The organism is Pseudomonas oryzihabitans, assembly GCF_006384975.1.
GTDB classification, from domain to species: domain Bacteria; phylum Pseudomonadota; class Gammaproteobacteria; order Pseudomonadales; family Pseudomonadaceae; genus Chryseomonas; species Chryseomonas psychrotolerans_B.
In genome coordinates this window covers 4,566,368-4,590,635 of the sequence record NZ_CP021645.1, presented here as the reverse complement: position 1 = coordinate 4,590,635, position 24,268 = coordinate 4,566,368, and the positions used below count along the sequence as shown (strand labels likewise).

The 24,268-nt window shown below is 67.0% G+C and carries 24 protein-coding genes and 2 pseudogenes; 14 read left to right on the top strand and 12 right to left on the bottom strand.

Annotation, left to right across the window (positions count from 1 at the left end; all coding sequences use genetic code 11):
• Positions 1-72 precede the first annotated feature (72 nt).
• Together CCZ28_RS20640 and CCZ28_RS24775 are read right to left on the bottom strand one after the other, a co-directional pair.
• Positions 73-1,770 (bottom strand): annotated as a pseudogene (locus tag CCZ28_RS20640) (ATP-binding protein); the annotation flags it as partial.
• 72 nt (positions 1,771-1,842) lie between these two features.
• Positions 1,843-2,139 (bottom strand): annotated as a pseudogene (locus CCZ28_RS24775) (PAS domain-containing protein); the annotation flags it as partial.
• A gap of 354 nt (positions 2,140-2,493) precedes the next feature.
• On the opposite strand from CCZ28_RS24775, the gene cycA reads away from it, so the two are divergent.
• Positions 2,494-3,867 (top strand): D-serine/D-alanine/glycine transporter, encoded by a 1,374-nt coding sequence (cycA, locus tag CCZ28_RS20635; RefSeq protein WP_140220651.1) that lies wholly within the window; start codon positions 2,494-2,496, stop codon positions 3,865-3,867.
• Between the two features lie 18 nt (positions 3,868-3,885).
• On the opposite strand, the gene CCZ28_RS20630 is transcribed toward cycA, so the two are convergent.
• From CCZ28_RS20630 to CCZ28_RS20620, 3 genes are all read right to left on the bottom strand, one after another.
• Complete coding sequence (locus tag CCZ28_RS20630; protein ID WP_140220650.1) at positions 3,886-5,157, bottom strand: Y-family DNA polymerase; 1,272 nt, start codon at positions 5,155-5,157, stop codon at positions 3,886-3,888.
• Positions 5,150-5,581, bottom strand: a complete 432-nt coding sequence (locus CCZ28_RS20625) for a LexA family protein (protein ID WP_140220649.1) — start codon at positions 5,579-5,581, stop codon at positions 5,150-5,152. Before CCZ28_RS20625 ends, CCZ28_RS20630 begins: the two co-directional genes overlap by 8 nt.
• Positions 5,582-5,678: 97 nt before the next feature.
• Positions 5,679-6,233, bottom strand: a complete 555-nt coding sequence (locus tag CCZ28_RS20620; protein WP_140220648.1) for a methyl-accepting chemotaxis protein — start codon at positions 6,231-6,233, stop codon at positions 5,679-5,681.
• 388 nt (positions 6,234-6,621) lie between these two features.
• On the opposite strand from CCZ28_RS20620, the gene CCZ28_RS20615 reads away from it, so the two are divergent.
• The 7 genes from CCZ28_RS20615 to CCZ28_RS20585 are packed head-to-tail and all read left to right on the top strand — an operon-like array spanning position 6,622 to position 11,966.
• Complete coding sequence (locus CCZ28_RS20615; protein WP_240795311.1) at positions 6,622-7,401, top strand: transporter substrate-binding domain-containing protein; 780 nt, start codon at positions 6,622-6,624, stop codon at positions 7,399-7,401.
• 48 nt (positions 7,402-7,449) lie between these two features.
• Positions 7,450-8,112 (top strand): amino acid ABC transporter permease, encoded by a 663-nt coding sequence (locus CCZ28_RS20610; RefSeq protein WP_027598510.1) that lies wholly within the window; start codon positions 7,450-7,452, stop codon positions 8,110-8,112.
• Between the two features lie 10 nt (positions 8,113-8,122).
• Positions 8,123-8,785, top strand: a complete 663-nt coding sequence (locus tag CCZ28_RS20605) for an amino acid ABC transporter permease (RefSeq protein ID WP_140220646.1) — start codon at positions 8,123-8,125, stop codon at positions 8,783-8,785.
• Positions 8,782-9,558, top strand: coding sequence for an amino acid ABC transporter ATP-binding protein (locus tag CCZ28_RS20600; RefSeq protein WP_007161901.1), 777 nt, complete (start codon positions 8,782-8,784; stop codon positions 9,556-9,558). Before CCZ28_RS20605 ends, CCZ28_RS20600 begins: the two co-directional genes overlap by 4 nt.
• A gap of 28 nt (positions 9,559-9,586) precedes the next feature.
• A complete protein-coding gene (locus CCZ28_RS20595; protein WP_140220645.1) occupies positions 9,587-9,973 on the top strand; it encodes a RidA family protein in 387 nt (128 codons plus the stop codon).
• 14 nt (positions 9,974-9,987) lie between these two features.
• Positions 9,988-10,761 carry an IclR family transcriptional regulator gene (locus CCZ28_RS20590; RefSeq protein WP_044342118.1) on the top strand — a complete coding sequence of 258 codons (774 nt, stop codon included), beginning with the start codon at positions 9,988-9,990 and terminating at the stop codon, positions 10,759-10,761.
• Positions 10,758-11,966, top strand: coding sequence for an amino acid deaminase (locus CCZ28_RS20585; protein WP_140220644.1), 1,209 nt, complete (start codon positions 10,758-10,760; stop codon positions 11,964-11,966). Before CCZ28_RS20590 ends, CCZ28_RS20585 begins: the two co-directional genes overlap by 4 nt.
• Here CCZ28_RS20585 and CCZ28_RS20580 read toward each other — a convergent pair.
• From CCZ28_RS20580 to CCZ28_RS20570, 3 genes are all read right to left on the bottom strand, one after another.
• On the bottom strand, positions 11,963-12,391 hold the full coding sequence (locus tag CCZ28_RS20580; RefSeq protein ID WP_140220643.1) for a pyridoxamine 5'-phosphate oxidase family protein: 429 nt from the start codon (positions 12,389-12,391) through the stop codon (positions 11,963-11,965). The genes CCZ28_RS20585 and CCZ28_RS20580 overlap by 4 nt on opposite strands.
• A gap of 109 nt (positions 12,392-12,500) precedes the next feature.
• Entirely contained in the window at positions 12,501-13,439 is a 939-nt protein-coding gene (locus CCZ28_RS20575) for an AraC family transcriptional regulator (RefSeq protein WP_140220642.1), read from the bottom strand.
• A gap of 12 nt (positions 13,440-13,451) precedes the next feature.
• Complete coding sequence (locus CCZ28_RS20570) at positions 13,452-14,282, bottom strand: oxidoreductase (RefSeq protein WP_140220641.1); 831 nt, start codon at positions 14,280-14,282, stop codon at positions 13,452-13,454.
• Between the two features lie 363 nt (positions 14,283-14,645).
• Between CCZ28_RS20570 and CCZ28_RS20565 the strand changes: the two genes are divergently transcribed.
• Entirely contained in the window at positions 14,646-15,386 is a 741-nt protein-coding gene (locus tag CCZ28_RS20565; protein ID WP_167509265.1) for an NPP1 family protein, read from the top strand.
• A gap of 23 nt (positions 15,387-15,409) precedes the next feature.
• On the opposite strand, the gene hrpB is transcribed toward CCZ28_RS20565, so the two are convergent.
• Positions 15,410-17,914: an ATP-dependent helicase HrpB gene (gene hrpB / locus CCZ28_RS20560; RefSeq protein WP_140220639.1), complete on the bottom strand. Its 2,505-nt coding sequence runs from the start codon at positions 17,912-17,914 to the stop codon at positions 15,410-15,412.
• Between the two features lie 102 nt (positions 17,915-18,016).
• Here hrpB and CCZ28_RS20555 point away from each other — a divergent pair, with 102 nt between their 5' ends.
• The 5 genes from CCZ28_RS20555 (at position 18,017) to CCZ28_RS20535 (ending at position 22,074) form a co-directional block, all read left to right on the top strand.
• Entirely contained in the window at positions 18,017-18,442 is a 426-nt protein-coding gene (locus tag CCZ28_RS20555; RefSeq protein ID WP_058768187.1) for a hypothetical protein, read from the top strand.
• On the top strand, positions 18,442-19,356 hold the full coding sequence (locus CCZ28_RS20550; RefSeq protein WP_140220638.1) for a cation diffusion facilitator family transporter: 915 nt from the start codon (positions 18,442-18,444) through the stop codon (positions 19,354-19,356). The genes CCZ28_RS20555 and CCZ28_RS20550 overlap by 1 nt, the downstream gene beginning before the upstream one ends.
• A gap of 77 nt (positions 19,357-19,433) precedes the next feature.
• On the top strand, positions 19,434-20,963 hold the full coding sequence (locus CCZ28_RS20545) for an apoptosis inducing factor family protein (protein ID WP_140220637.1): 1,530 nt from the start codon (positions 19,434-19,436) through the stop codon (positions 20,961-20,963).
• 9 nt (positions 20,964-20,972) lie between these two features.
• The gene (locus CCZ28_RS20540; RefSeq protein ID WP_140220636.1) at positions 20,973-21,443 is read left to right on the top strand and encodes a metallophosphoesterase family protein; all 471 of its coding nucleotides are present in this window, start codon (positions 20,973-20,975) and stop codon (positions 21,441-21,443) included.
• 10 nt (positions 21,444-21,453) lie between these two features.
• Positions 21,454-22,074: a flavin reductase family protein gene (locus tag CCZ28_RS20535; RefSeq protein WP_058768183.1), complete on the top strand. Its 621-nt coding sequence runs from the start codon at positions 21,454-21,456 to the stop codon at positions 22,072-22,074.
• Positions 22,075-22,137: 63 nt separating this feature from the next.
• On the opposite strand, the gene CCZ28_RS20530 is transcribed toward CCZ28_RS20535, so the two are convergent.
• From CCZ28_RS20530 to pcsA, 3 genes are read right to left on the bottom strand one after another with little or no spacing between them, the layout of a single operon-like run.
• The gene (locus CCZ28_RS20530) at positions 22,138-23,076 is read right to left on the bottom strand and encodes a glutathione S-transferase family protein (protein ID WP_140220635.1); all 939 of its coding nucleotides are present in this window, start codon (positions 23,074-23,076) and stop codon (positions 22,138-22,140) included.
• On the bottom strand, positions 23,064-23,390 hold the full coding sequence (locus CCZ28_RS20525; protein WP_437179237.1) for a GIY-YIG nuclease family protein: 327 nt from the start codon (positions 23,388-23,390) through the stop codon (positions 23,064-23,066). The genes CCZ28_RS20530 and CCZ28_RS20525 overlap by 13 nt, the downstream gene beginning before the upstream one ends.
• On the bottom strand, positions 23,387-24,079 hold the full coding sequence (pcsA, locus tag CCZ28_RS20520; RefSeq protein WP_140221404.1) for a phosphatidylcholine synthase: 693 nt from the start codon (positions 24,077-24,079) through the stop codon (positions 23,387-23,389). Before pcsA ends, CCZ28_RS20525 begins: the two co-directional genes overlap by 4 nt.
• Positions 24,080-24,268 lie beyond the last annotated feature (189 nt).

The following is a 24,268-nucleotide window of genomic DNA, read 5'->3' as shown; positions in this document are numbered from 1 at the left end:
ACCTGGCGGCGCGGGGCTGGCCTCACGGTCGACTGCCTGTGGCTAGCGTGCCGATCCGCGGCCAGACTCGTCCTACCCCTCCACCAACCCCTTCACCCGCGTTGCCAGCGCCTCCACCGCGAAGGGCTTGGTCAGCACGGCCATGCCGGTCTCCAGGTGGTCGTCGCTGAGCAGCGAGGTTTCGGCGAAGCCGGTAATGAAGAGCACCTTGAGCGCCGGGCGGTGGACGCGGGCGGCATCGGCGAGTTGGCGGCCGTTCATGCCGCCGGGTAGGCCGACGTCGGTGACCAGCAGGTCGATGCGGGCATCGGACTGCAGCACTTCCAGGCCAGCGGCGCCGTCGGCGGCCTCGATGATGACGTAGCCCAGTTCGCGCAGCAGGTCGGTCACCAGCATGCGTACCGTGGGTTCGTCGTCGACCACGAGGATGGTGGCGTTAGTGCCCTCCAGGGCGCCGATGACGCCCCCCGGCACGGGCACCGGCTGCAACCCTTCCGCCAGGCGGATCGGCAGGTAGAGGCAGACCGTGGTGCCTTCGCCGGGGACCGAGCGCAACCGCAGCTGGCCGCCAGACTGGCGGGCGAAGCCGTAGATCATCGACAGTCCCAGCCCCGTGCCCTGCCCCATCGGCTTGGTGGTGAAGAAGGGCTCGCAGGCCTTGGCAGCCACCTCCGGGGTCATGCCACTGCCGGTGTCGGTCACCTTCAGGTGCAGGTAGCGGCCCGGCGCCAATTCGTACCTGGGTACGTTCTGGGTATCCACCTGGTGATAGCTGGCCTCGATCAGGATGCGACCGCCCGTGGGCATGGCATCACGCGCGTTGATGCACAGATTGAGCAGCGCATTCTCCAGCTGGGACTGGTCCACCAGCAGCGGCTGGTTATCCGGCAGGCTGATGAACTGCACCTGGATGGCCGGCCCCGCGGTGCGCTGCACCAGATCGAGCATGCCGCCCACCAGTTGGTTGACGTCGGTAGGCTCCGGCGCCAGGGTCTGGCGGCGGGCGAAGGCCAGCAGCCGATGGGTCAGGGCCGCCGCCCGCTTGGCACTGCCCTGGGCGGCCAGCAGGTATTTCTCCAGTTCGGTGAAACGCCCCTGGCCGATGCGCAGGCTCATGAGGTCGAGACTGCCGGCGATCCCCGCCAGCAGGTTGTTGAAATCGTGGGCCAGGCCACCGGTGAGCTGGCCCACGGCCTCCATTTTCTGCGCCTGGCGCAACGCCTCTTCCGAACGCCGGAGTTCCTCGGTGCGCTCCACCACGCGCTGTTCCAGGGTCGCGGTGAGTTCGCGCAGATCGGCCAGGGCGCGGTCGCGCTCGTCGGTCAGGGCACGCCGGGCATCCACGTCCAGCAGCACGCCGGGAAAGCGCAACGGGGTGCCATCCGGCGCCAGCTCGACGTGGCCGTTGGCTTCCAGCCAGTAGTAGCGGCCGTCGCGACGGCGCACGCGGTACTGGTGGGCATAGCGCCCGCCGCGGCCGATCACCTCGGCGATGGCGGCGGCCAGCCCCGTCTGGTCGTCCGGATGGACGGTGGCCACCACCTGCGCCAGGCTCAGGCCATCGCGCCCGAGCGCCGGATCGAGGCCGAAATTGACGGCGAAGGCGTCGTCGACGGTGAATCTGTCGGTGGGCAAATCCCAGTACCAGGTGCCGATGATGGCACCCGCGGCCAGGGCCAGTTGCACCCGCTCGGCAGCCGCTAGCACGCTGCTCTCGGCGGCGCGGGCGCTGTCGCGTTCGTCGATGCGTGCGGAAAGTTCCTGTTCGAGGCTGAGGTTGTGCCGCCGCAAGGCGGCCTCCGCCACGTCGCGCTGGCGATGGGCGAGGACACTGGCGGTGGTCTCGGTGGAGATGTTGAGCATGCCGACGGCGTTAGTGCCGTCACGCAGGGGGCTGTAGGAAAAGCTCCAGTAGGTGTCTTCCGCATAGCCATGGCGGGTCATGACGAAGTGCTTGTCGACGAACTGCAGCGCTTCGCCGGCGCGGGCCCGCTCGATGAGGGGGGCGATCTCGTCCCACAGTTCGGCCCAGACTTCGTGGATCGGCTGGCCCAGCGCCTGGGGATGCCGTGCGCCGAGAAAGGGTGCATAGGCGGCGTTGTAGATCAGCGTTTGCTCGGGCCCCCAGGTGGCGCACATGGCGAAGGGCGACGCCATCAGCAACTCGTAGGTGGTTGCCAGCGCCGCAGACCAGGTGTCGCGAGCGCCCAGCGGGGTGATTTCCCAGGCGAAGGTTTCGAAGTAGGACAAGGGAGGACTCACTGGCAGAGGCGCTGCTGGACCGCATGGCTGCCCGGATCCTCAGCAATGGACCGGACACCCATGATAGACAGGCACGGGGCCACCCACCAGACCTGCACGCGACCGACGGTGCCGACTCGCTCACGAGGGGCGGCCGGGCCTGCGGCATGCTGTCCGGGCAAAACGGCTGGCACCCCGAGCGTACATCTCTTACCGTGGGCGCCCGCTGTTTCTGCCAGGTATCCGCTCGTCATGTCCGCGTCACCCACTCCGCCCGAGGGGCTGCAACGCAGCCTGTCCAACCGTCACCTGCAACTGATCGCCATCGGCGGCGCCATCGGCACCGGTCTGTTCATGGGCTCGGGCAAGACCATCGCCCTGGCCGGGCCCTCGATCCTGCTGGTCTACCTGATCATCGGCAGCGCGCTGTTCTTCGTCATGCGCGCCCTGGGCGAGCTGCTGCTGTCGAATCTGGAATACAAGTCCTTCATCGATTTCTGCAGCGACCTGCTCGGACCCTGGGCCGGTTTCTTCTGCGGCTGGACCTACTGGTTCTGCTGGATCGTCACCGCCATCGCCGATGTCATCGCCATCGCCGCCTATGCCCAGTTCTGGCTGCCGGGCCTGGCGCCCTGGATACCGGCGCTGCTCTGCGTGCTGCTCCTGCTGGGGCTCAACCTGGTGACGGTACGCCTGTTCGGCGAACTGGAATTCTGGTTCGCGCTGATCAAGATCGTCGCCATCTGCGCCCTGATCGTCACCGGCTTCGGCCTGATGCTCTGGGGTTTCCAATCGCCCTCCGGCAACGTCGCGAGCCTGGCCAATCTGTGGAACGACGGCGGCTTCTTTCCCATGGGCCTGGGCGGTTTCTTCGCCGGCTTCCAGATCGCGGTGTTCGCCTTCGTCGGTATCGAGCTGGTCGGTACCACCGCCGCCGAAACCGCCGATCCACAGCGCAACCTGCCGCGTGCCATCAACTCCATTCCGCTGCGCATCCTGGTGTTCTACGTACTGGCGCTGGTGGTGATCATGGCGGTCACGCCTTGGCGCCAGGTGGTGCCGGACAAGAGTCCCTTCGTCGAACTCTTCGTGCTGGCCGGCGTACCCATGGCGGCCAGCCTGATCAATTTCGTGGTGCTGACCTCGGCCACCTCCTCGGCCAACAGCGGCATCTTCTCGACCAGCCGGATGCTTTATGGCCTGGCCCGCGAAGGCCATGCGCCGCGCGGCCTCACCCGCCTGTCGCGGGCAGCGGTGCCGGCGCGCGGACTGCTGCTGTCCTGCCTGTGCCTGCTGCTGGGTACGCTGCTGATCTATCTGATCCCCAACCTGGTCACCGCCTTCACCCTGGTCACCACCCTGGCAGCGGTGCTGTTCATGTTCGTCTGGTCACTGATCCTGCTGGCTTGGCTGGCCTACCGCCGTAACCGTCCGGAGCGCCATGCCGCCTCGACCTTCCGCCTGCCCGGTGGGCGCTGGGTGTGCTACGCCGTGCTGGCCTTCTTTGCCGCGGTGCTGGTGCTGCTGACCCTGCAGGAGGACACCCGCCAGGCGCTACTGGCCAGTCCGCTGTGGTTCCTGCTGCTGGGCGTGGGCTATGCCTGGCAGCGGCGGCGGGCGGCCTGACCACCCGACAGATAAGGCTCACCGCACCGTCCAGAGTTCGTCCAGCCGGGTGGTATAGCGCGGGCTGAGCAGATCGCGGCGCATCTGCCAGGCGGGGTCGCGAGGGATGCGCGCGGGTCTCAGGGTCTCGCGGCCGAACTTGCCGTTGATGGCGTCCAGGGTCGCCATCAGCCGGGTCGCGGCGGGGTCCGGGATGGCGGTGAAGAGATCCGCCGCCAGCGCCTGGCGCGGGCAGAGATCGAGCAGCAGGACTTCCGCCTTGGCATAGCCGAAGCCATCGCGAAAGATCTCGCGCAAGCCGGACTGGGCGTAATCGTTGAGCACCCGGGTGTCATCGCTGGGCGCGGGCAGATTGAGCAAGGCGGCGTTGGCGTAACGCCCCTCGTCGGCGCCGTGCATGCCGGTCTGGATGCTGACCCTCAGCGCCCGGCACAGCGACCCCTGGGCGCGCAGCTTTTCCGCGGCGCGGGCGGTGTAGCTGGCCACCGCCTCGGCCAGGGCACCGAACTGGTATTGCCGCCGGCCGAACATGCGGCTGCTGCAGATCGTCTGGCGCGGCGCTTCCGTCTCTTCCAGACTCAGGCAAGCCAGGCCGCGCAGCTCCCGGGCGGTCTTTTCCAGCACCACGCTGTAGCGCTGGCGGAGCGACCAGGCATCCTGCTGCGCCAGCTCCCAGGCCGTGGTCACGCCATCCACCCGCAGTCGCGCCGCCAGGCGCCGGCCAACCCCCCAGACGTCTTCGATGGGCGAATGCTTGAGCACCCAGTCCCGCACCGCCGGCTCGCGCAGATCGAGCACCCCGCCGGTCCGCTCGGGCCAGCGCTTGGCCGCGGCATTGGCCAGCTTGGCCAGGGTCTTGGTCCCGGCGATGCCGACGCTGACCGGGATGCCCGTCCACTTCTGCACCCGCGCCTGCAAACGATGAGCGAGGGCGTCCAGCGGTTCGCGCAAGCCGCTCAGATCGGCGAACACCTCGTCGATGCTGTAGCGCTCCAGCCGTGGCACCAGGGTGGCCAGGGTGCGCATCACCCGGTCGCTGAGGTCGCCATAGAGGGCATAGTTGGAGCTGAAGGCCGTCACCTGGCCCTGTTGCGCCAATTCCCGCACCTGGAACCAGGGCGCGGCCATGGCGATGCCCAGGCACTTGGCCTCGGGCGAACGGGCGATCACGCAACCGTCGTTGTTGGAGAGCACCACCACCGCCCGTTCGGCGAGATCGGGGCGGAAGACCCGTTCGCAGCTGCAATAGAAGGCGTTGCAGTCGATCAGCGCCAGCATCGACTCAGCCATGGCCGAAGCGCCGCAGGCCATGGGTCGCCACGCCCCAGACCTCGAAGTCGTCGCGCTCGCCGATGATCAGGGGCGCATAGGCCGGATTCTCCGCCAGCAAGACGAAATGCGCGCCGCGCCGACCCAGGCGCTTGAGGGTGGGCTCGCGGTCGCGCACCGCTACCACGATGTCCCCTACCCGCGCCGGACGCGCCCGGTCGACGATGACCAGGTCACCGGGAAAGATGCCCACACCGGTCATGCTGTCGCCGCTGACCTGGATGACATAGGTGTGGGGCGCGCGCAGGTCGACCAATTCGTCCAGCGAGACCTGGCGTTCCAGATGATCCTGGGCCGGCGAAGGGAAGCCGCACGGCAGACGAAACTCATAGAGCGGCAACTGGGTCGCCGAGGACGCCAGCGGACCCAGGACGGTAACGGGCATGACAAGGTGCTCCTGCAAATAACTGTCTATATATACAGTTATGCACAGAAGCCAAGCCTGTAAAGCGCCGCTCGGGACCGGCCGATGAGCGGCGCGATCAGGCGCTGAGGCGGAAGCGTGAGACCACGCTACGCAGATTCTGCGACAGGCCGGCCAGGCGCTCGGCAGTGCTGGCGTCGGACTCGATCCTACTCAGCACCTGCACGGTACTGGAGCGGATGCCCGTGGTGTTGCGGTTGATGTCCTCGGTGTTGCTGGCGACGTCCGCCACGCTGGCGGTCATCTCGGTGATGGCGATGGCCACCTGATCGGTCTCGGCCTGTCGCGCCAGCAGTCCGAGCCCCTTCTCCAGCTCCTCGGCGGCCTGGCACTCCTCGCGCACGACGCTGCGCGTCAGGTTCAGGCCGGCTGGCTGGCTGGCTGGCTGGCTGGCTGGGTCCAGGCTATCGGTCGCATTCAGCCCGAACGCCAGCCCGCGCAACTGACCGATGAAGTTCAGCTCCCGTGGCAGGCGCACGGAGGTGATGTCGATGAGAAACAGGCTGGCGTAGTCGGAATCCAGCGCCAGGCCGGAGGTGGCCGAAACGTAATAGAAGAAGTTGAGCGTTTGGATCAGTTGCTCGCTCCACGCCCCGAAGGTGCTCCCCTGCATGGCCTGTCTACTCGCGGCACCCTGATTCTGGACGGCCTACCCGAAGACTCCCTTCCTATCCACAGTTGGGCACCTCCCACGGATGCTCGGCCGCGACCTTAGCCTTTTCCCGCCGCCTGAACTCGCGCCCCGGTAACGCCTCGGCCTGGTGCACCTTCGTTACCTTCCGCCACCTCTCGGTGCCATCCCCCTGAGCGATGGCCGCCCCTGCGCCTGCACGCCCAAGCCAAGCCCTTGATTTGCAACGCCATGCGAAGAGATGGCACAGTCACTGCAACCTATTCCGTTGTTACGAACATAATTCCGCTATAACGGAAAAAGGAGCAACGAGATGATGAGCAAGACGAAGGGGTGGAAGGCACTGGCGCTACTGGCTGGTCTGGTGGCGATGGCTGGCGCCCAGGCCGCCAAGCTGGACGACGTGCTCAAGCGCGGCCATCTGGTGGTGGGCACCGGCAGCACCAACGCCCCCTGGCACTTCCAGGGCGCCGACGGCAAGTTGCAGGGCTTCGATATTGATATCTCCAAGGTCATCGCCAAGGGTCTGTTCAACGATCCGGAAAAGGTCGAGTTCGTCGTCCAGGGCTCGGATGCGCGCATCCCCAACCTGCTCACCGACAAGGTCGACATCAGCTGCCAGTTCATCACCGTGACCGCCAGCCGCGCCCAGCAGGTGGCCTTCACCCTGCCCTACTACCGCGAAGGCGTGGCCCTGCTGTTGCCGGCCAACAGCCGCTACCAGCAGCTCGAGGATCTCAAGGCGGCCAAGGGCGACCTGACCGTGGCCGTGCTGCAGAATGTCTATGCCGAGGAACTGGTGCACCAGGCGCTGCCCCAGGCCAAGGTCGACCAGTACGACAGCGTCGACCTGCTCTACCAAGCCCTGGGCACCGGCCGCGCCGACGCCGTGGCCACCGACCAGTCCTCGGTCAAGTACCTGATGACCCAGAATCCCGGCCGCTACCGCTCGCCCGACTATGCCTGGAGCCCCCAGACCTACGCCTGCGCGGTCAAGCGCGGCGACCAGGACTGGCTGAACTTCGTCAATACCGCCCTGCACGAGGCCATGACCGGTGTGGAATTCCCCACCTATCAGGCGTCCTTCAAGAAGTGGTTCGGCGTCGAGCTGCCCTCCCCGGCGATCGGCTTCCCCGTCGAGTTCAAGTGATCCTGGCCCCGGCGCGGCTCGTCCGCGCCCTCTAGGTAGACGTCGAGCATGAACTACACCCTCAACTTCGCCCCCGTGTGGCAGAACCTGGACCATTTGCTGGCCGGGCTCGCCCTCGGCTTGCAGCTGGCGCTGGTGGGCATCGCCATCGGCTGCCTGATCGGCCTGGCCACCGCCTTCGCCCTGCTCTCGCCAGTGCGGGCGCTGCGCTGGCTGGCGGGGGGCTATGTCACCCTGGTGCGCAACACCCCGATCCTGGTGCTGATCCTGCTGCTGTACTTCGCCCTGCCCAGCGTCGGCATCCGCCTGGACAAGCTCAGCTCCTTTCTCATCACCCTGGCGCTCTATGCCGGGGCCTACCTGGCCGAGGTGTTTCGCGGCGGGCTCATGGCCATTCCCAAGGGCCAGCGCGAGGCGGGCCTGGCAATCGGCCTGCGCGAGTGGCAGATCAAGGCCTACGTCATCATTCCGGTGATGCTGCGCAACGTGCTGCCGTCGCTTTCCAACAGCTTCATCTCGCTGTTCAAGGACACCTCCCTGGCGGCGGCCATCGCCGTGCCGGAGCTGACCTACCAGGCGCGCAAGATCAACCTGGAAAGCTACCGGGTCATCGAGACCTGGCTGGTGACCAGCGCCCTCTACATCCTCACCTGCTACGTCATCGCCCTGCTGCTGCGCCAGCTGGAGCGACGCCTGAGCCTGACCCGCTAGGAGCCCGATCGTGTACGAAGCCCCCTCCTGGTTCCTGGAATTGTGGAACGCACGCCAGACCCTGGCCGCCGGGTTCGCCACCACCCTGGCCTGCTCGGTACTGGCGGTGCTCGGCGGCACCCTGCTCGGCACCCTCGGCGGCCTGGCGCTGACCTATGGCCGCTGGCCGCTGCGCCTGCCCTTTCGCCTCTATGCCGACCTGATCCGCGGCACCCCGGTGTTCGTGCTGGTGCTGGCCTGCTACTACATGGCGCCGGCGCTGGGTCTGCGGCCCACGCCCTTCCAGGCCGGCACCGCGGCGCTGCTGCTGTTCTGCGGCTCCCACGTGGCGGAGATCGTCCGCGGCGCCCTGCAGGCCATCCCCCGCGGCCAGCACGAGGCGGCCAAGGCCATCGGCCTGACCTTCGCCCAGAGTCTCAAGGAGGTGCTGCTGCCCCAGGCGCTGCGCCAGATCCTGCCGACCTGGGTCAATGCCTCCACCGAGATCGTCAAGGCCTCCACCCTGCTCTCGGTGATCGGCGTGGCCGAGTTGCTGCTGAGCAGCCAGCAGGTCATCGCCCGCACCTTCATGACCCTGCAGTTCTATCTGTTCGCCGGGCTGCTGTTCTTTCTCATCAACTTCGCCATCGAGCGGCTCGGCCGCTATCTGGAAAAACGGGTGACCCTGCCATGACCGACGCCAACGCCCCGCTGTTGAGCATCAACGGCCTGCACAAGAGTTTCGGCGCCACCGAGGTGCTCAAGGGCATCGACCTGTCCCTGGACCGCGGTGACGTGGTCACCCTGATCGGCTCCAGCGGCTCGGGCAAGACCACCCTGCTGCGCTGCGTCAACCTGCTGGAAGACTTCCAGGGCGGCAGCATCCAGCTGGCCGGCGAGGCCATCGGCTACCGCGAGGAAGGCGGTCGCCGCCAGCGCCTACCGGAGCGCGAGATCGCCCGCCAGCGCTCGCTCACCGGCATGGCCTTCCAGCAGTTCAATCTGTTTCCCCACCTCACCGCCCTGGAAAACGTCACCCTCGGCCTGCGCAAGGTCAAGAAGATGGGCAAGGACGAAGCCATCGCCCTGGGTGAACAGTGGCTGCGCCGGGTCGGCCTGATCGAAAGACGCGACCATCATCCCGGCCAACTCTCCGGCGGTCAGCAGCAGCGGGTGGCCATCGCCCGCGCCATCGCCATGAATCCCAGCCTGATGCTGTTCGACGAACCCACCTCGGCGCTGGACCCGGAGCTGGTCGGCGAGGTGCTGGCGGTGATCAAGGACCTGGCCCAGGACGGCATGACCATGCTGCTGGTGACCCACGAGATGAGATTCGCCTACGAGGTGTCCGATCGCATCGTCTTCATGAGCCAGGGCCGCATCGAGGAGCAGGGCCCGCCCCGCGAACTCTTCGAGCGCCCCCGTTCCACCCGTCTCGCCGAATTTCTCGGCCGGACCTCCTTCTGAATCCTTCCCCCGCTACAGGAGCACCCTTATGAGCATCACCCGATACGGCGCCGGCGAACGCGGCGCAGGCGGCCAAATCCTGCCCTTCGCCCGAGCGGTGGAAGCCGATGGCTGGCTGCACGTCTCCGGCCAGGTGGCCATGGAGAATGGCGAGATCATCGACGGCGGCATCGTCGCCCAGACCCACAAGACCATGCAGAATCTGATCGCCATCCTGCACGAAGCCGGCTACGGTCTGGAGCATGTGGTGCGTGCCGGCGTCTGGCTGGACGATCCGCGTGATTTCTGGAGCTTCAACAAGGTGTTCGCCGAGTACTTCGCCGGCAATGCCCCAGCGCGCGCCTGCGTGCAATCCTCCATGATGGTGGACTGCAAGGTCGAGATCGACTGCATCGCCTACAAACCCAAGGCCTGAGACAAACCGCCCAGATGACCGAACCTACCCGCCAACGAGCCCGCGGCCTGGACCGCGCCTTCGACATCCTCGATCACCTCAAGCGGGTGGGTCGGCCGCTGCGCCCCAACGAGATCGCCGCGGGCCTGGGCATTCCCAAGTCCACCGTCTACGACCTGGTCGGCCTGCTGCTGGAGCGGCACATGCTCGATGCCGTGGGCCGCGACGGCCAGGTCTACCTGGGCCGCGAGCTGTACTTTCTCGGCCAGGCGCACCTGCGCCACTTCGATCTGGCCCGCGAGGCCGGGCTGCTGCTGGACGACATCGTCGCCCAGACCCGCGAGACCGCCCAGCTGTGCCAGCTCAATGGTCGCAAGTACACCGTCTCGCTGATGAAGGAAGGCGCCCGCGCCTTTCGCATCTCGTCCAATGTCGGCGAAGACGCGCCCATTCCCTGGACCGCGTCCGGGCGACTGCTGCTCGGTCATCTGAGCGATGCCGAGATCCTCGCCCTGATCGATCCGGACGACTTCATCCTGCCCGACGGCAGCCGCCTGCCCCCGGCGACCTTTATCGCCGAGATCCGCAGCGCCTGCGCCGAAGGCTTCTTTTCCTTCGACAGCATCGCCGACACCTACACCCACTGCTTCGCCGCCCCGGTGCAGGACGCCAGCGGCCTGAGCATCGCCACCCTGTGCATCGTGGCGCCCCGCGCCGACGCCCAGGCCCACCATGCCGAGTACCGCCAGGTGCTGGTCGACAGCGCCCGCCGCCTGTCCCAGCGCCTGGGCGGCCAGGAGAATCCATGACCATCCTCAAAGCTCCCGAGAAAGGCGCCACTACGCCTGGCGCCAGCCTGCTCAGCGACGTGCCCCTGCCCGCCCTGGTCATCCACCAGGCTGCGCTCGACCACAACATCGCCTGGATGCAGGCCTTCGCCAGCGACCGCGGCGCCGAACTCGCGCCCCATGGCAAGACCAGCATGGCCCCGGCGCTGTTCCAGCGCCAGCTGGCCGCGGGTGCCTGGGGCATGACCCTGGCCACCGCGGTGCAGACCCGCGCCGCCCAGGCCCAGGGCGTGCGCCGGGTGCTGATGGCCAACCAGCTGGTGGGCGCACCGAACATGGCGCTGATCGCCGAGTTGCTCAGGGCCGACCCGGATTTCGACTTCCATTGCCTGGTGGACCACCCTGCCCAGGTCACCGCCCTGGGCGCCTTCTTCGGCGAACGCGGCCTGGCGCTGCAGGTGATGATCGAATACGGCGTGCCCGGTGGTCGTTGCGGTTGCCGCAGCGAATCCGAGGTACGGGAACTGGCCAAGGCCATCGCCGCCCAGCCCGCCCTGCGCCTGACCGGTATCGAGGGCTATGAGGGAGTCATCCATGGCGCCGAAGCCGCGACGGATATTCGTGCCTTCGCCGATTCCCTGGTACGCCTGGCCGAAGAACTGCGCGGCCAGGGCGCCTTCGCTCTGGAGCGCCCCATCGTCACCGCCTCGGGTTCGGCCTGGTACGACCTGATCGCCGCCGCCTTCGACCAGTTGGACGTGCGCAAGCGCTTTCTCGCCGTCATGCGGCCCGGCAGCTATGTGGTCCATGACCACGGGATCTATCGCGATGCCCAGCGTGGCGTGCTGGCCCGCACCGGTCTGAACGAGGGCCTGCAACCGGCGCTGGAAGTCTGGGCTCATGTGCAATCCATGCCCGAACCCGGTTTCGCCATCCTCGCCCTGGGCAAGCGCGACATCGCCCATGATGCCGGCCTGCCGCTGCCGCTGCGCCGCTATCAGCCAGGCCAGGCGGGCAACGGAGCCATCGACATGAGCGGCTGCACCGTCACCGCCATCATGGACCAGCACGCCTTCATGGTCGTGGCGCCGGGCACCGAGCTGGCCATCGGCGATATCGTCGCCCTGGGCACCTCGCATCCCTGTCTCACCTTCGACAAGTGGCGCCAGGGCTGCCTGGTGAATGAAGAGCTGCGGGTGGTGGAGACCTTCTCGACCTGCTTCTAAGGAAGCAGCTCGCCCTGCTCCTCCCCATCCCAGTAACGGATACGCTCGGCCCGCACCTTGATGAGGATCATGCCGGGCGTATCGGTGCCCTGGGGAAACCAGAGCTGCAGGCTCTTGGTCCAGTGCGCCTCGAATTGCGCCTTATCGCGGATCAACTCGGCGCGCCCCTCGATGGCGACGAAGAGGCCCGGCTTGCCGAGCAGGCTCTTGCCCTCGGTGAAGGTCAGACCCACCGCAGGGTCCTGCTCGATGTCACGGATCTTGGCCGAATCCTCGTAGGCATAGAACCAGGAATCGCCGTCGTATTCGACGTCGCCGTTGTTGCTCATCGGGCGGCTGGTCAAGCGCCCGCTGCCGGTGGTCAGCATGCAGAAATCCAGGTCGCGCATCGCTTTGGAAAGGTCGTGCAGGGTCTTGTCGGCCATGGTGGTCGCTCCGGTGGGGGCAGGCTTGCCCAGTCTGAATTCAGACCCGGGGCTGACGCCGCTTGGTTCCGGATGGGGCTGGCGCACTCGGCCTTTCAGACGGACAGCGTCAATGCGAGGAGATGTAGAACGCCGAGGCAGGCGGTGCCGGCAGCGCATAGGTGGCCTTCATCCAGTCGATCTCCGCCAGGGGTGTGCGACCGAACAGCCGCTTGAATTCGCGGCTGAATTGCGAAGCGCTTTCGTAGCCCACCGCGAAGGCCGCATTCGCCACCGGCAAGGCGTCGCGCAGCATCAGCAGCCGCGCCTGGTGCAGGCGGGTCGACTTCAGGTACTGCATCGGCGTGGTGCCCGTCACCTCGCGGAAATGCCGGTGAAAGCTGGGCTGACTCATGCGCGCCTCCTGCGCCAACGCCGCCACGTCCAGGCGCTCGGCATAGCGGGCATGCAGGGTGCGCAAGGACCGGGCGATGCGGCCGAAATGTCCCTGGCGATCCAGGGCGGCGCGCAAGGAACCACCCTGGGCCCCCGTGAGGATTCGATAATAGAGCTCGCGTAGCAGCGCCGGCCCCAGTAGCCGGGCGTCCGTGGGTGCGCTCAGCACCTCCAGGAAGCGCAGCGTCGAGACCCGTAGCGGCTCGTCGAGCGGCGAGGCATAGAGTCCGCGGGGCGGCTCGACCGCCGGCCCCAGTTCGCTATCGAGTTGCAGGACCAGCTCGCCGAGCAAGCGAAAATCCAGCCGCAGGTAGATGGCCAAGAGCGGCTCCTCCGGACTGGCATCGGTCTCCATGGTGAAGGGCACGGGCACCGAGACCACCAGGTAGTGCTGGGCGTCGTAGCGATAGATACGCTCCCCGAAATAGCCGCGCTTGCCGCCCTGGCAAACGATGACGATGCCGGGATCGTAGAGCACCGGAACCCCGCGGAGCGGCCGATCCGAGCGCAAAAAGCGCACGTCTTCCAGGGCACTGAGATTGTAGCCTTCCTGCGGCGCCAACGCCCGCAACAACGCCACGTGACGCCGGGTCAGGGGATCGCTCGGGCTCATAGGGGCTCCTCTTCAGCCATCGGTGGAACGCGTCAGGGTCTCCCAGCGCTCGATCTCCCGCGTGGCCGCGGCCAGTCGCTCGCGTACCAGTTGCAAGGCATCGCTACCCAGCAACAGCTGCCGGGGCGGTGCCGGCATGGCGATGAGTTGCAACAGTGCCTGGGCCGCCTTGCGTGGATCGCCCAGCTGCTTGCCACTCTTGGCCTCGCGCGCCGCGCGGATCGGCGCGAAGCTCTCATCGTAGTCGGGAATGCTGCGCGGGGTGCGGCGCATCGAACGGCCTGCCCAGTCGGTGCGGAAGGAACCCGGCGCCACGGCGGTGACCTGCACCCCGAAAGGTTCCAGTTCCTGGCCCAGCGCCGCGGAGATGCCTTCGAGGGCGAACTTGCTGCCGCAATAGTAGGAGATGCCCGGCAGGGTGATGGTGCCGCCCATGGAAGTGATATTGATGATATGACCACGGCGGCGCTGGCGGAACGCCGGCAAAAAGGCCTTGATCATGGCCACCGCCGCGAAGACGTTGACCTCGAATTGCTGGCGCAGCTCCTCCAGCGGCGACTCTTCGAGAATGCCCTCATGGCCGTAGCCGGCGTTGTTCACCAGCACATCCACCGGGCCATGTTCGGCCTGCACCTCGGCCACCACCGTCGCCAGGCGAGCGGAGTCCGTGACATCCAGCAGGACGCCATGGGCATTGGGCGACAAGGCGGCGAACGCCTGCCGATCGGCTTCCCGGCGCACCGTGCCGATGACGCGATGACCAGCCGCCAGGGCTTCGCGCGCCAAGGCCTGGCCGAAGCCGCTGCTCACGCCAGTGATGAAAAGGGTCTGGTGATCGTTCATGACCTGCTCCTGTCATTGCAAGGGAGCGGCCAGGCTAACGCGGGTGCGCCTTGTCCCCGCTGCCGGATCGTCTGGGGGTCTTGCCTAATCCTCTCAACATCGATGCCGGGCCCCGAAAGCCCTCGACTCGGCTCGCGTCCCTAGGTGAGGCGTCGCGCGGCTTCGCCCAGGCGAGCCCCGCCGGGGCCAAACGCTGCGATGGAGATACTGTCCAGGCCACACCTGCCACCCAAACATCATCCTTATTAAATATAACCAACAAGAACCGCGCCTAGAGTTAGGGCCGAACCGGGCCTTACCCGGTTTCATCTCGACGAGGATTCAAACGAACATAAATTTTACTATTTCATGGAGAGGATCTTTATGAGCCGTAAGATCTCGCTATGCATGGCCGCCTCCGCCTTGTCCATGGCGACCCCGGCCTTCGCGGCGGTCATCGCCCATGACCAGGTGCAGCCTATCCCCGCCAACGCCACCGATGTGGAGTTCTATTACCAGCCGATGATTTCCGACGGCCCGGACTCCTGCAATAACTATCCGGCCGTGGATTCGGCCGGCAACGTCAGCGGTGGATTGCATCCCTCGGGCGCCCCGGATGGTCATTGTCGCGGCACCAATGGCCAGGTCTATTCGCGCATGGCCGAATACTATGATCACTGCGCGATCATGTATTCCTATTACTTTCCCAAGGATCAACCGCCGAACTATCTGGGCGCCGCCGGCGGTCATCGCCATGACTGGGAAAACATCGTGGTCTGGACCAGTCAGTGCAAGGTCGGCTCGCCCATCCTGAAGATCGACTATTCGACCCATGGCAAATATCGGGTCAACTACAACCCGCCATTGTGGCGTGGCCGGGACGGCTACTTGGCCAACGGGGTGCATCCCAAGGTCACCTACCACGCGACCTACGATGGCTTCGCCGACCATTCCCTCGACTGGACCAACGACACCGGGCGCAGCCAGCCGCTGATCAGTTGGAGCCGGATGCCGGTCCCCGCCAAGAACACCCTGAACAGCTACGACTTCGGCAAGGCGAGCGTGCCCTTCAAGGACAACGGCGCCTTCTGGTCCAACCTGCAGAAGGCCTGGAAGACTGACTAGCGCTGCGCTTGTTTGGCACTGGCTCACTGACCACGCGGCTTGGCCCGCGCGGTCGGTTCGGCGATCAAGGGGTCGTCCGGCCAGTAGTGCTTGGGATAGCGGCCCTTGAGGTCCTTCTTCACCTCGACGTAGGTATTCGCCCAGAAGCTGGCCAGGTCCTGGGTGACCTGCACCGGACGCCGCGCCGGCGAGAGCAGGTGCAGCTTGACCGCCAGGCGGCCACCGGCGATACGTGGGGTGTCGGCCAGACCGAACAGTTCCTGCAACCGCACCGCCAGCACCGGGGGCTGCTCGCTGTAGTCCAGGCGGATGCTGGAACCCGAGGGCACCGCCAGGCTGCGTGGCGCTAGTTCGTCCAGCTGGCGCGGCAGCGGCCAGGGCAGCAACCCCTGGAGCATGACGGCCAGGTCCAGGTTGGCGAAATGGGCCAGGCGCGTGACGCGATCCAGGTAAGGCAGCAGCCAGTCTTCCAGGCTGTCGAGCAGGGCGGCATCGCTGACGTCCGGCCAATCGCTCGCCCCGCCCTGCAGCAGGTCCAGTTCGCGCAGCAAACCGACCCGCGCCTGCCACTGGCGCAACTCGGGGGTCCAGGGCAGCAGCTCCAGGCCCTTGCGCCGCACCAGGCCGAGCAAGGCGCGGCTGCGGGCGGCGGCGTCCAGTTGCTTCAGCGGCTCGCGACTCAGCACCAGTTGGCCGACCCGCCGCTGGCGCTCGGCACGCAGCACGCCTTCGCGCTCGTCCCAGTCCAGTTCGTCGTGACTGGCGACCTGCTCGGCCAGCGGACCGTCGAACAGTGCCGGCTCCAGTTCGGCGGCCAGATAGATGCGCTCTTCGCGCTGCCCCTGGCGACTGCCCAGGTCGGCCACCACCAGCCAAGGGGACTTCATCAGCGCATCCGGCTCGGCGAAACTGGCGGCCCGCCCGTTGGCCAGGCGATAGTCCTGGCCAACGGCCTTGCGCTGCTGAGCGATGCGATCCGGATAGGCACAGGCCAGCAGCGCCCCGGTCCAGCGCGGGTGCTCGGGATCGGCCACCGGCTCCGTGGCCTTGCCTCTCAACAGGCCGCGGTACTGGCGGACCAGTTGGCGGATGCGCGCCACACCACCGCGCGGACCGCGCCCTTCGCCGGCCAGGAGCAGCAAACGGGTGTGCAGATCGGCACCCTGCCCCGGCGCCAGGTCGCGTTCGCCCAGCAGCGCCGCGATCTCGCCGGCGCGCTCGGCCAGGCCCCAACTCTGCCCACGCAGAAGCAGGTGCGCCAAGCGTGGATGCGCCGGCAGGCCACTCATAGCCTGGCCGTGGGCGGTGAGCGTGCCGTGCTCGTCCAGGGCGCCCAGGCGGACCAACAGGTCCCGCGCCTGGGCCAGGGCGGCCGCGGGCGGCGGATCGAGCCAGGCCAGTTCCGCGGCGGTCATGCCCCAGCGCGCCAGTTGCAGCGCCAGCCCGGCCAGATCGGCCTGGAGGATCTCGGCGCTGTCGTAGGCCGGCAATTGCTGGTGCAGCTCTTCCGACCAGAGTCGATAGCAGACGCCCGGCTCCAGCCGCCCGGCACGACCCTGGCGCTGGGTAGCAGAGGCGCGGGAGATGCGTCGGGTGGTCAGCCGGGTCATGCCGCTGCCGGGATCGAAGGCCGGCACCCGTACCAGCCCCGCGTCCACCACCACCCGTACGCCTTCGATGGTCAGGCTGGTCTCAGCGATGTTGGTGGCCAGCACCACCTTGCGACTGCCGGCCGGTGCCGGCTCGATGGCGGCGCGTTGGGCGGCCAGTTCCAGCTCGCCATGCAGTGGGCAGAGCAGCACCCCGGCGGGGAGCTGGTCGGCCAGGCGCTCAGCGGTACGGCGGATCTCCGCCTGGCCGGGCAGGAACACCAGCAGGCTGCCGGTCTCTTCGTCCAGCGCCTGGAGCACCGTGGCGGCCACCCGCGCTTCCAAGCGTTCGTCCTGGCCAAGCGGCCGGCCCCAGCGGGTGGTGACCGGAAACATCCGTCCCTCGCTGCGCACCACTGGGGCGCCGCCGAGCAAGGCCGCCAGGCGTTCGCCCTCTAGGGTGGCGGACATCACCAGCACCTTGAGCGGCGTGTCGCGCAGCAGTTCGCGACCGCTCAGGGTCAGCGCCAGGGCCAGGTCGGCATCCAGGCTGCGCTCGTGGAATTCGTCAAAGATCACCAGGCCGACGCCGTCCAGCGCCGGATCGTCCTGCAAGCGCCGGGTCAGGATGCCCTCGGTGACCACCTCGATGCGGGTTCGGGGCCCTACCCTACTTTCCAGCCGGATGCGATAGCCCACGGTCTCGCCGACGCTTTCGCCCAGCTCCGCGGCCAGGCGCTCGGCGGCGGCGCGGGCCGCCAGCCGCCGGGGCTCGAGCAGCAAGATGCGCTGGCCGGCCAGCCAGGGTTCGCCGAGCAGCGCCAGCGGCACCCGGGTGGTCTTGCCCGCGCCGGGCGGCGCCTCCAGCACGCAGTCATCGCGGGTGGCGAGGGCCTGGCGCAGATCGGGCAGGACAACATCGATGGGCAAGGGCGTCATTTGGTGCGGCCGGTGGTCTCAACGGGGCGGGCAGTATAAAGCGTCTCGCCCGCCATGATTCCGGCCGCTATAGTGGCGGCCTCATCCAACAGGAGGTTGTCTATGTCGATGCGTACCCGTGCGGTGTGTGGCGTCCTCGCCGCCGCCCTGTTCACCCAGCTGACCGCCTGCGGCACCCTGTTCTATCCCGACCGGCGTGGCCAGATCACCGGCAGCGGTCGTATCGATCCGGGCATCGTCGCCTTGGATGCCATCGGCCTGCTGTTCTACATCATTCCGGGCCTGATCGCCTTTGGCGTGGACTTCGCCAGCGGCGCCATCTACCTGCCCGACAACAAGCGCGCCGAAGTCGATCCGGCCGAGCTGAACAAGGCGGTGAATCCCGACGGCAGCGTCGACCGCATGCGCCTGAAGGCCATCATCCAGCAGGCCACCGGCCGCACCCTGCCGCTGGACGATCCGCGCCTGCTGCAACGCAGCGGCAGCAGCGAGCAACTCGCCAGCCTGGGCCTCGCGCCGCGCGGCTGATGAGCGACCCGCACCGCACCGAACGGCTTCTGCGTCGTGCCACCACCGCGTCGGTGGTGGTGGCGACGACGCTGATCCTGGCCAAGGCCGTGGCCTGGTGGTTCAGTGGCTCGGTCAGCCTGCTCGCCGGCCTGACCGATTCGCTGCTGGATGGGCTCGCCTCGGTGTTCAACCTGCTGGCGGTGCGCTATGCCCTCAAGCCGGCGGACGATGACCATCGCTACGGCCACGGCAAGGCCGAGTCCCTCGCCGGCATCGCCCAGGCGGTGTTCATTGGCGTGAGCGCCGTGCTCATCGCCTGGCAGGCGGTCGGTCGCCTGCAACAGCCCGAGCCCCTAGGTGCCCAGGCCCTGGGCATCGCCGTTACCCTCTTCTCGCTGGTCCTGACCGGCCTGCTGGTGGCCTACCAGCAGCACGTCATCCGCCAGACCGACTCCACCGTGGTCCGCGCCGATGCCCTGCACTACCGCTCCGACCTGCTGCTCAACCTGGGCATCCTCATCGCCCTGGCACTGACCGGCTTCGGCTGGTACTGGCTGGACCCGCTGTTCGGCCTGGCCATCGCCCTGTACATCCTCTGGAGCGCCTACGGCATCGCCCGCGATTCCTTCGGCGTGCTGATGGACCAGGAATTGCCCACCGACATCAGCGAGCACATGCTGCAGCTGGCCTGCCAGGTCCCCGGCGTCGAAGGCGCCCACGACCTGCGCACCCGTATCTCCGGCAACCACTGGTTCGTGCAACTGCACCTTGAGTTGCCGGGCGAGATCAGCCTGTCCCGCGCCCATGTCCTGTGCGACAGAGCCGAAGCCGCCATCCGCGCCGAGTATCCCCGCGCCGAGGTACTGGTCCATGCCGATCCGCTGGACGCCCCGGACATCCCGCACCGCCATCCCCTGCCGCCCGCCACCTGAGCGGAACCCGGCGCCGCTGCGCTCTCTCGAATCTCCTAAGCCTGAGAGAGCGCCCCAGAGAGCGCCGGGAGACCACCATGACCACCCTGCACCCGATCGCGCGCCTCGCCGACCTGCGTGAAGACCGCGGTACCGCCGTCGAGATCGGAGATACCGAAATCCTGCTACTGCGCGTCGGCGATGAGGTGCGTGCCTTCCAGGCCAAGTGCCCCCATGCCGGCGCCCCGCTGAAGGATGGCGCCGTCTGCCAGGGCCGGCTGGTCTGCCCCTGGCACAAGGCGAGCTTTGCCGTGGCGGACGGCAGCCTCTGCGAACCTCCGGCGCTGGACGCCCTACAGCGCTATCCCGTCGAGGTTCGCGACGGTGAGGTGCTGGTCGGCACCGCACCTCTGCCGGGGCAAACTCCTGACACCCAGCGCGACGAGCGCCTGTTCGTCCTCCTAGGTGCGGGTGCCGCGGGTACGGCAGCGGCGGCCGCTTTGCGCGAATTCGGGTTCGGCGGGCGCATCCTGCTGATCGGTCGCGAACCAGGCGAACCCTATGATCGCACCGCCCTCTCCAAATTCGTCCTCCAGGGCGACAAGGCCCCCGAGGAAGCACCGGCACTGCGTGACGCGGACTTCTTCCGCCAACAGCGCATCGAGCGCCTGCACGCCGAGGTGGTTCGGCTGGATGCCGACAGGCAGCAGCTGGAATTGGCCAATGGCCAAATCCTGAACTACGACGGCTGCGTACTGGCCACCGGCGGTGAGCCCAAGCCCCTCGCCGTGCCTGGCGCCGAGCTCAAGGGCGTGCACCTGCTGCGGACCCGCGCCGATGCCGCCGCCATTCTTGCGGACCTGCCCGACGCAGGCCGGGCGGTGATCGTCGGCGCCAGCTTCATCGGCCTGGAAGCCGCGTCGGCGTTGCGTAAACAGGGGCTGGCGGTGGAGGTGGTCTCCCCTACCTCCCTGCCCTTCGTCAAGCAGATGGGCGAGACCCTGGGGCAGCACTTCAAGACCCTGCATGAGGCCAATGGCGTGACATTCCACGCGCCCAACGAGGTAATAGCGTTCGAAGGTGAAGATCATGTCCGCGGGGTCAGACTCAAGGACGGCACACTATTACCCGCCGACCTGGTCCTGATCGGCACCGGTATCGCCCCGGAGACCGGCTTCCTGGCCAATCTGCCGCTGGCCGAGGACGGCAGCGTCCCGGTGGATGCCCAACTCCGGGCCGCCGAGGGCCTCTATGCCGTGGGCGATCTCGCTACCTTTCCCTTCGCTGGCCAGCCGACCCGGATCGAGCACTGGCGTCTGGCCCAGCAACACGGTCGCCTGGCTGCCCGTAACCTATTTGGCTACGCGGAAGCCTATGCCGACGTACCCTTCTTCTGGACGCTGCACCACGGCAAGAGATACGAATACCTGGGGCATCCGCGCCACTGGGACGCCATGCACCTCGACGGCAGCCTGGGCGACCAGACCTTCGTCGCCCTGCTATTGGCGCAGGATCAGGTGGTGGGCGTGGTAGCCTGCCAACGCGAGCGCGCCACTGCCATCCTGGCCCAACGCCTGCGCCAGCCCCTGGGGCGCGACGAGGCGCTGGACATCGTCCAGGCCAACTGAGGAGTTGCCATGGCCCATCCCTACCGCGTCGGCCTGATCGCCGATACCCATGGCCTGCTCAGACCCGAGGCCGTGGCCGCCCTGGCCGGCAGTGATTTCATCCTGCATGCCGGCGACATCGGCAAACCCGAGATCCTCGCTGCCCTGCGTGAGCTAGCACCGCTGGCCGTGGTGCGCGGCAACAACGACGACCTGCCCTGGGCCGACGACATTCCCGAGCGTGTCACCCTGACCCTGGCCGAGGTCGGCATCCATATGCTGCACATCCTGCCGGAGCTGGACCTGGCAGCCGTGGACGCCCCGGTACGCGTGGTGATCAGCGGGCATTCACACAAGCCGCTGATCGAAGAGCGCGATGGCGTACTCTTCGTCAATCCCGGCAGCGCCGGTCCGCGGCGCTTTCGCCTGCCGATCAGCGTCGGCCGCCTGACCCTCGACGCCGGCCAGGTCCAGGCCGAGATCCTGGAACTCACCTCCTGAAGGAATTGCGATGACCATCGACTACCACTACTACGAACCCAGCCAGGGCCACGGCCTGCCCCACGATCCCTTCAACGCCATCGTCGCGCCGCGCCCCATCGGCTGGATCTCCTCCCACAGCGAAGCCGGCATCCTCAACCTGGCGCCCTACAGCTTTTTCAATGCCTTCAACTACAAGCCGCCACTGATCGGCTTTTCCAGCCAGGGCTACAAGGACAGCGTGGCCAACATCGAGCGTACCGGCGAATTCGTCTGGAACCTGGCCACCCGCGAACTGGCCGAGGAAATGAACGCCAGCAGCGCCATGGTGGCGCCGGAAGTGGACGAATTCGCCCTGGCCGGTCTGGAACCAGCCGCCTCCCGCATCGTCAAGGTGCCGAGGGTCGCCCGCGCCCAGGTGGCCTTCGAATGCAAGCTGAGCCAAGTCGTACGCCTCAAGACCGCCGCGGGTGACGAACTGGACCAATGGCTGGTGCTGGGCGAGGTGGTGGCCGCCCATATCGACAAGCGTCTGCTCAAGGACGGCATCTACCAGACCGCCGCCGCCCGCCCCATCGTCCGCGGTGGCGGACCGGCCGACTACTTCGAGATCACCGAGTCCGCGCTGTTTCGCATGCGCCGTCCCGACTGATCGGCCCGCCTTGCTCCAGAATGCAAAACGGCGCCCTGGGGCGCCGTTGCTCTACCACTGGAGCTAGCTTGCGGCACTGACGCGGAAATTCAGCCGCGGGAAATGCACCTGGATCGCTCCCAGTCGCTCGTCGCTGCGCTTCACCACCAGGGATTCGCTGTCGGCATAGACCAGCTCGCCCGCAACCGGGTCGACGCCATAGTCGGTTGCGGCCACGGTCACCGGAGCGCCCCAGGCAATGCCCTCGACAGGTAAGGCACGCTCGCGCGGCAAGGCTACCGGTTCGGCCTCCCGGGCGATCTCCAGCGCCTGCTCCGCACTCAATTCTTCGTAGGTGCCATGGCCGAAGCCCAGTACCCGGGCATACCAGGCGGCGATTTCCGGTCGCTCGTCGATCAGCGGTGCCAGTTGCGGCGTGCTCTTGAGGAACCAGAAGTTATGCGCCAGGGCGATATCGGCTACCGACGGCGCGCCAAACAGATAATCGCCTCCGCTACGCTGCAGTTGGGTCTCCAAGCGCGTCAGCAGGGTCGGCAGCTGCTGGCGAGCCTGTTCGGGTGTTAGTCGGCTCAGGCTACCGCCACTGAACAGCGCCTTGCGATCATCCATGAAAGCCTGGGCTTGCTCCGGCGGCAGCGTCGCCAGGCGCGGCCCCATGATCTCCGGCTGGAAAATCAGCGCCACCGCGTGCTGGAACACCACCGAATCGGCCCAACCGGCGAAGGCGGCAACGACCGCTTCCTGCCCTTGCGGAAACAGCGCCGGCACCGCTTTTTCCGCATCCAAACGGCGGGCGATCAGAGCGGTGTCGCAATAGACGTCGGCACCCACCTGCAGTACCGGCGTCTTGCGATAGCCACCGGTAAGGGCGGTCAGCTCAGGCTTGGGCAACATGCGCGGGATGATTACCGAACGCCAGGCAAGCCCCTTGAAGCCCAACAACAGGCGCGCCTTCTCGGCGAAGGGCGATTGCCAATAGTGGTGCAGAATCAACTCGGACATGACAGCACTCCTGAGGCAGCCGCGGACAGCGGGCAGGAGCTGGCCAGCACCAGCGCTTCCTTGGCTCGTTTGGGTAGTTTCTTGATCTGGATTTCCCGTCGCAGAGCGGCTGACTTGTCAGCACAGGCCTCCACATAGACCAGCGCCTGGGCCGGGCTGGAAGCGAAGAAGCGGGCGCCGCGACCACTGCGGTGCTGAGCGAAACGTCGTGCGGGATCATCGCTGATCCCGCAATAGAGCGCCTGGTTCTCGGCGCGCACCAGGTAGACGTACCAGGCGCGCGGGGGCGGCGGAAGACTGTCGCTCACCGTCAGGCGAACCACTCCCGGGCGGTGCGCCAGACGCACACGCCGACGAAGTAGATGCCGCTGGCGAACCAGAGCACCATCAACCACAGCGGCTTGTCGGGATGCATGAACACCATCAGGGCGCTGCTGAGCAGCCAGATGGAGGTGACGGTGATGTTCACCGCCATCAGCTGACGCACGCGGAACGGATGCAGGAACTTGACCCGGGTCAGGGTCAGGGCCGCCAGCACCAGAACCACGGCCATGCTGAACCAGGGCGCCAGATCCAGCACGTAGAAGTACAGGGCTACCACGTTCCAGGCGGCGGGGAAGCCGACGAAGTAGTTGTCGGCGCTCTTCATGTTCACGTTGCAGAAACAGAACAGTGACGACAATAGGATGATGCCCACCGCCACCAGCTCGAAATGCGGCGGCAAGGGCACGAAGCGATAGATGAAGATCGCCGGGATGAACACGTAGGTCAGGTAGTCGACCACCAGGTCCAGCGCGGAGCCGTCGAAGTGCGGCAGTACCCGCTTGACCTCGAACTTGCGCGCCAGGGTGCCGTCGAGGCCATCGACGAGCAGGGCGATGCCGAGCCACATCAGACAGCCCTTGGGCTGGCCGTCGACCAGGGCGAGCAGCGCCAGGAGCGCGAGGATCACACCGCTGGAGGTCACCGCATGGGCGCCCCAGGCCTTGGCTTTTGTCAGCATGAGCGGATGGGAAATGGAGTTCACGGGCGTCTCTCTATGATGACGGCTTCGACTATTCGTTGCACCTCGTGTTCTGAATACGAGAGGCGAAATCGACAGCGAAACCTGTGAGCGGCAAGGCGAGCCTTAGCCGCCGACCCCGGCAAACCGGGCGCCAAATATCGAGGATACCGCGCCTCGACGTCCTTT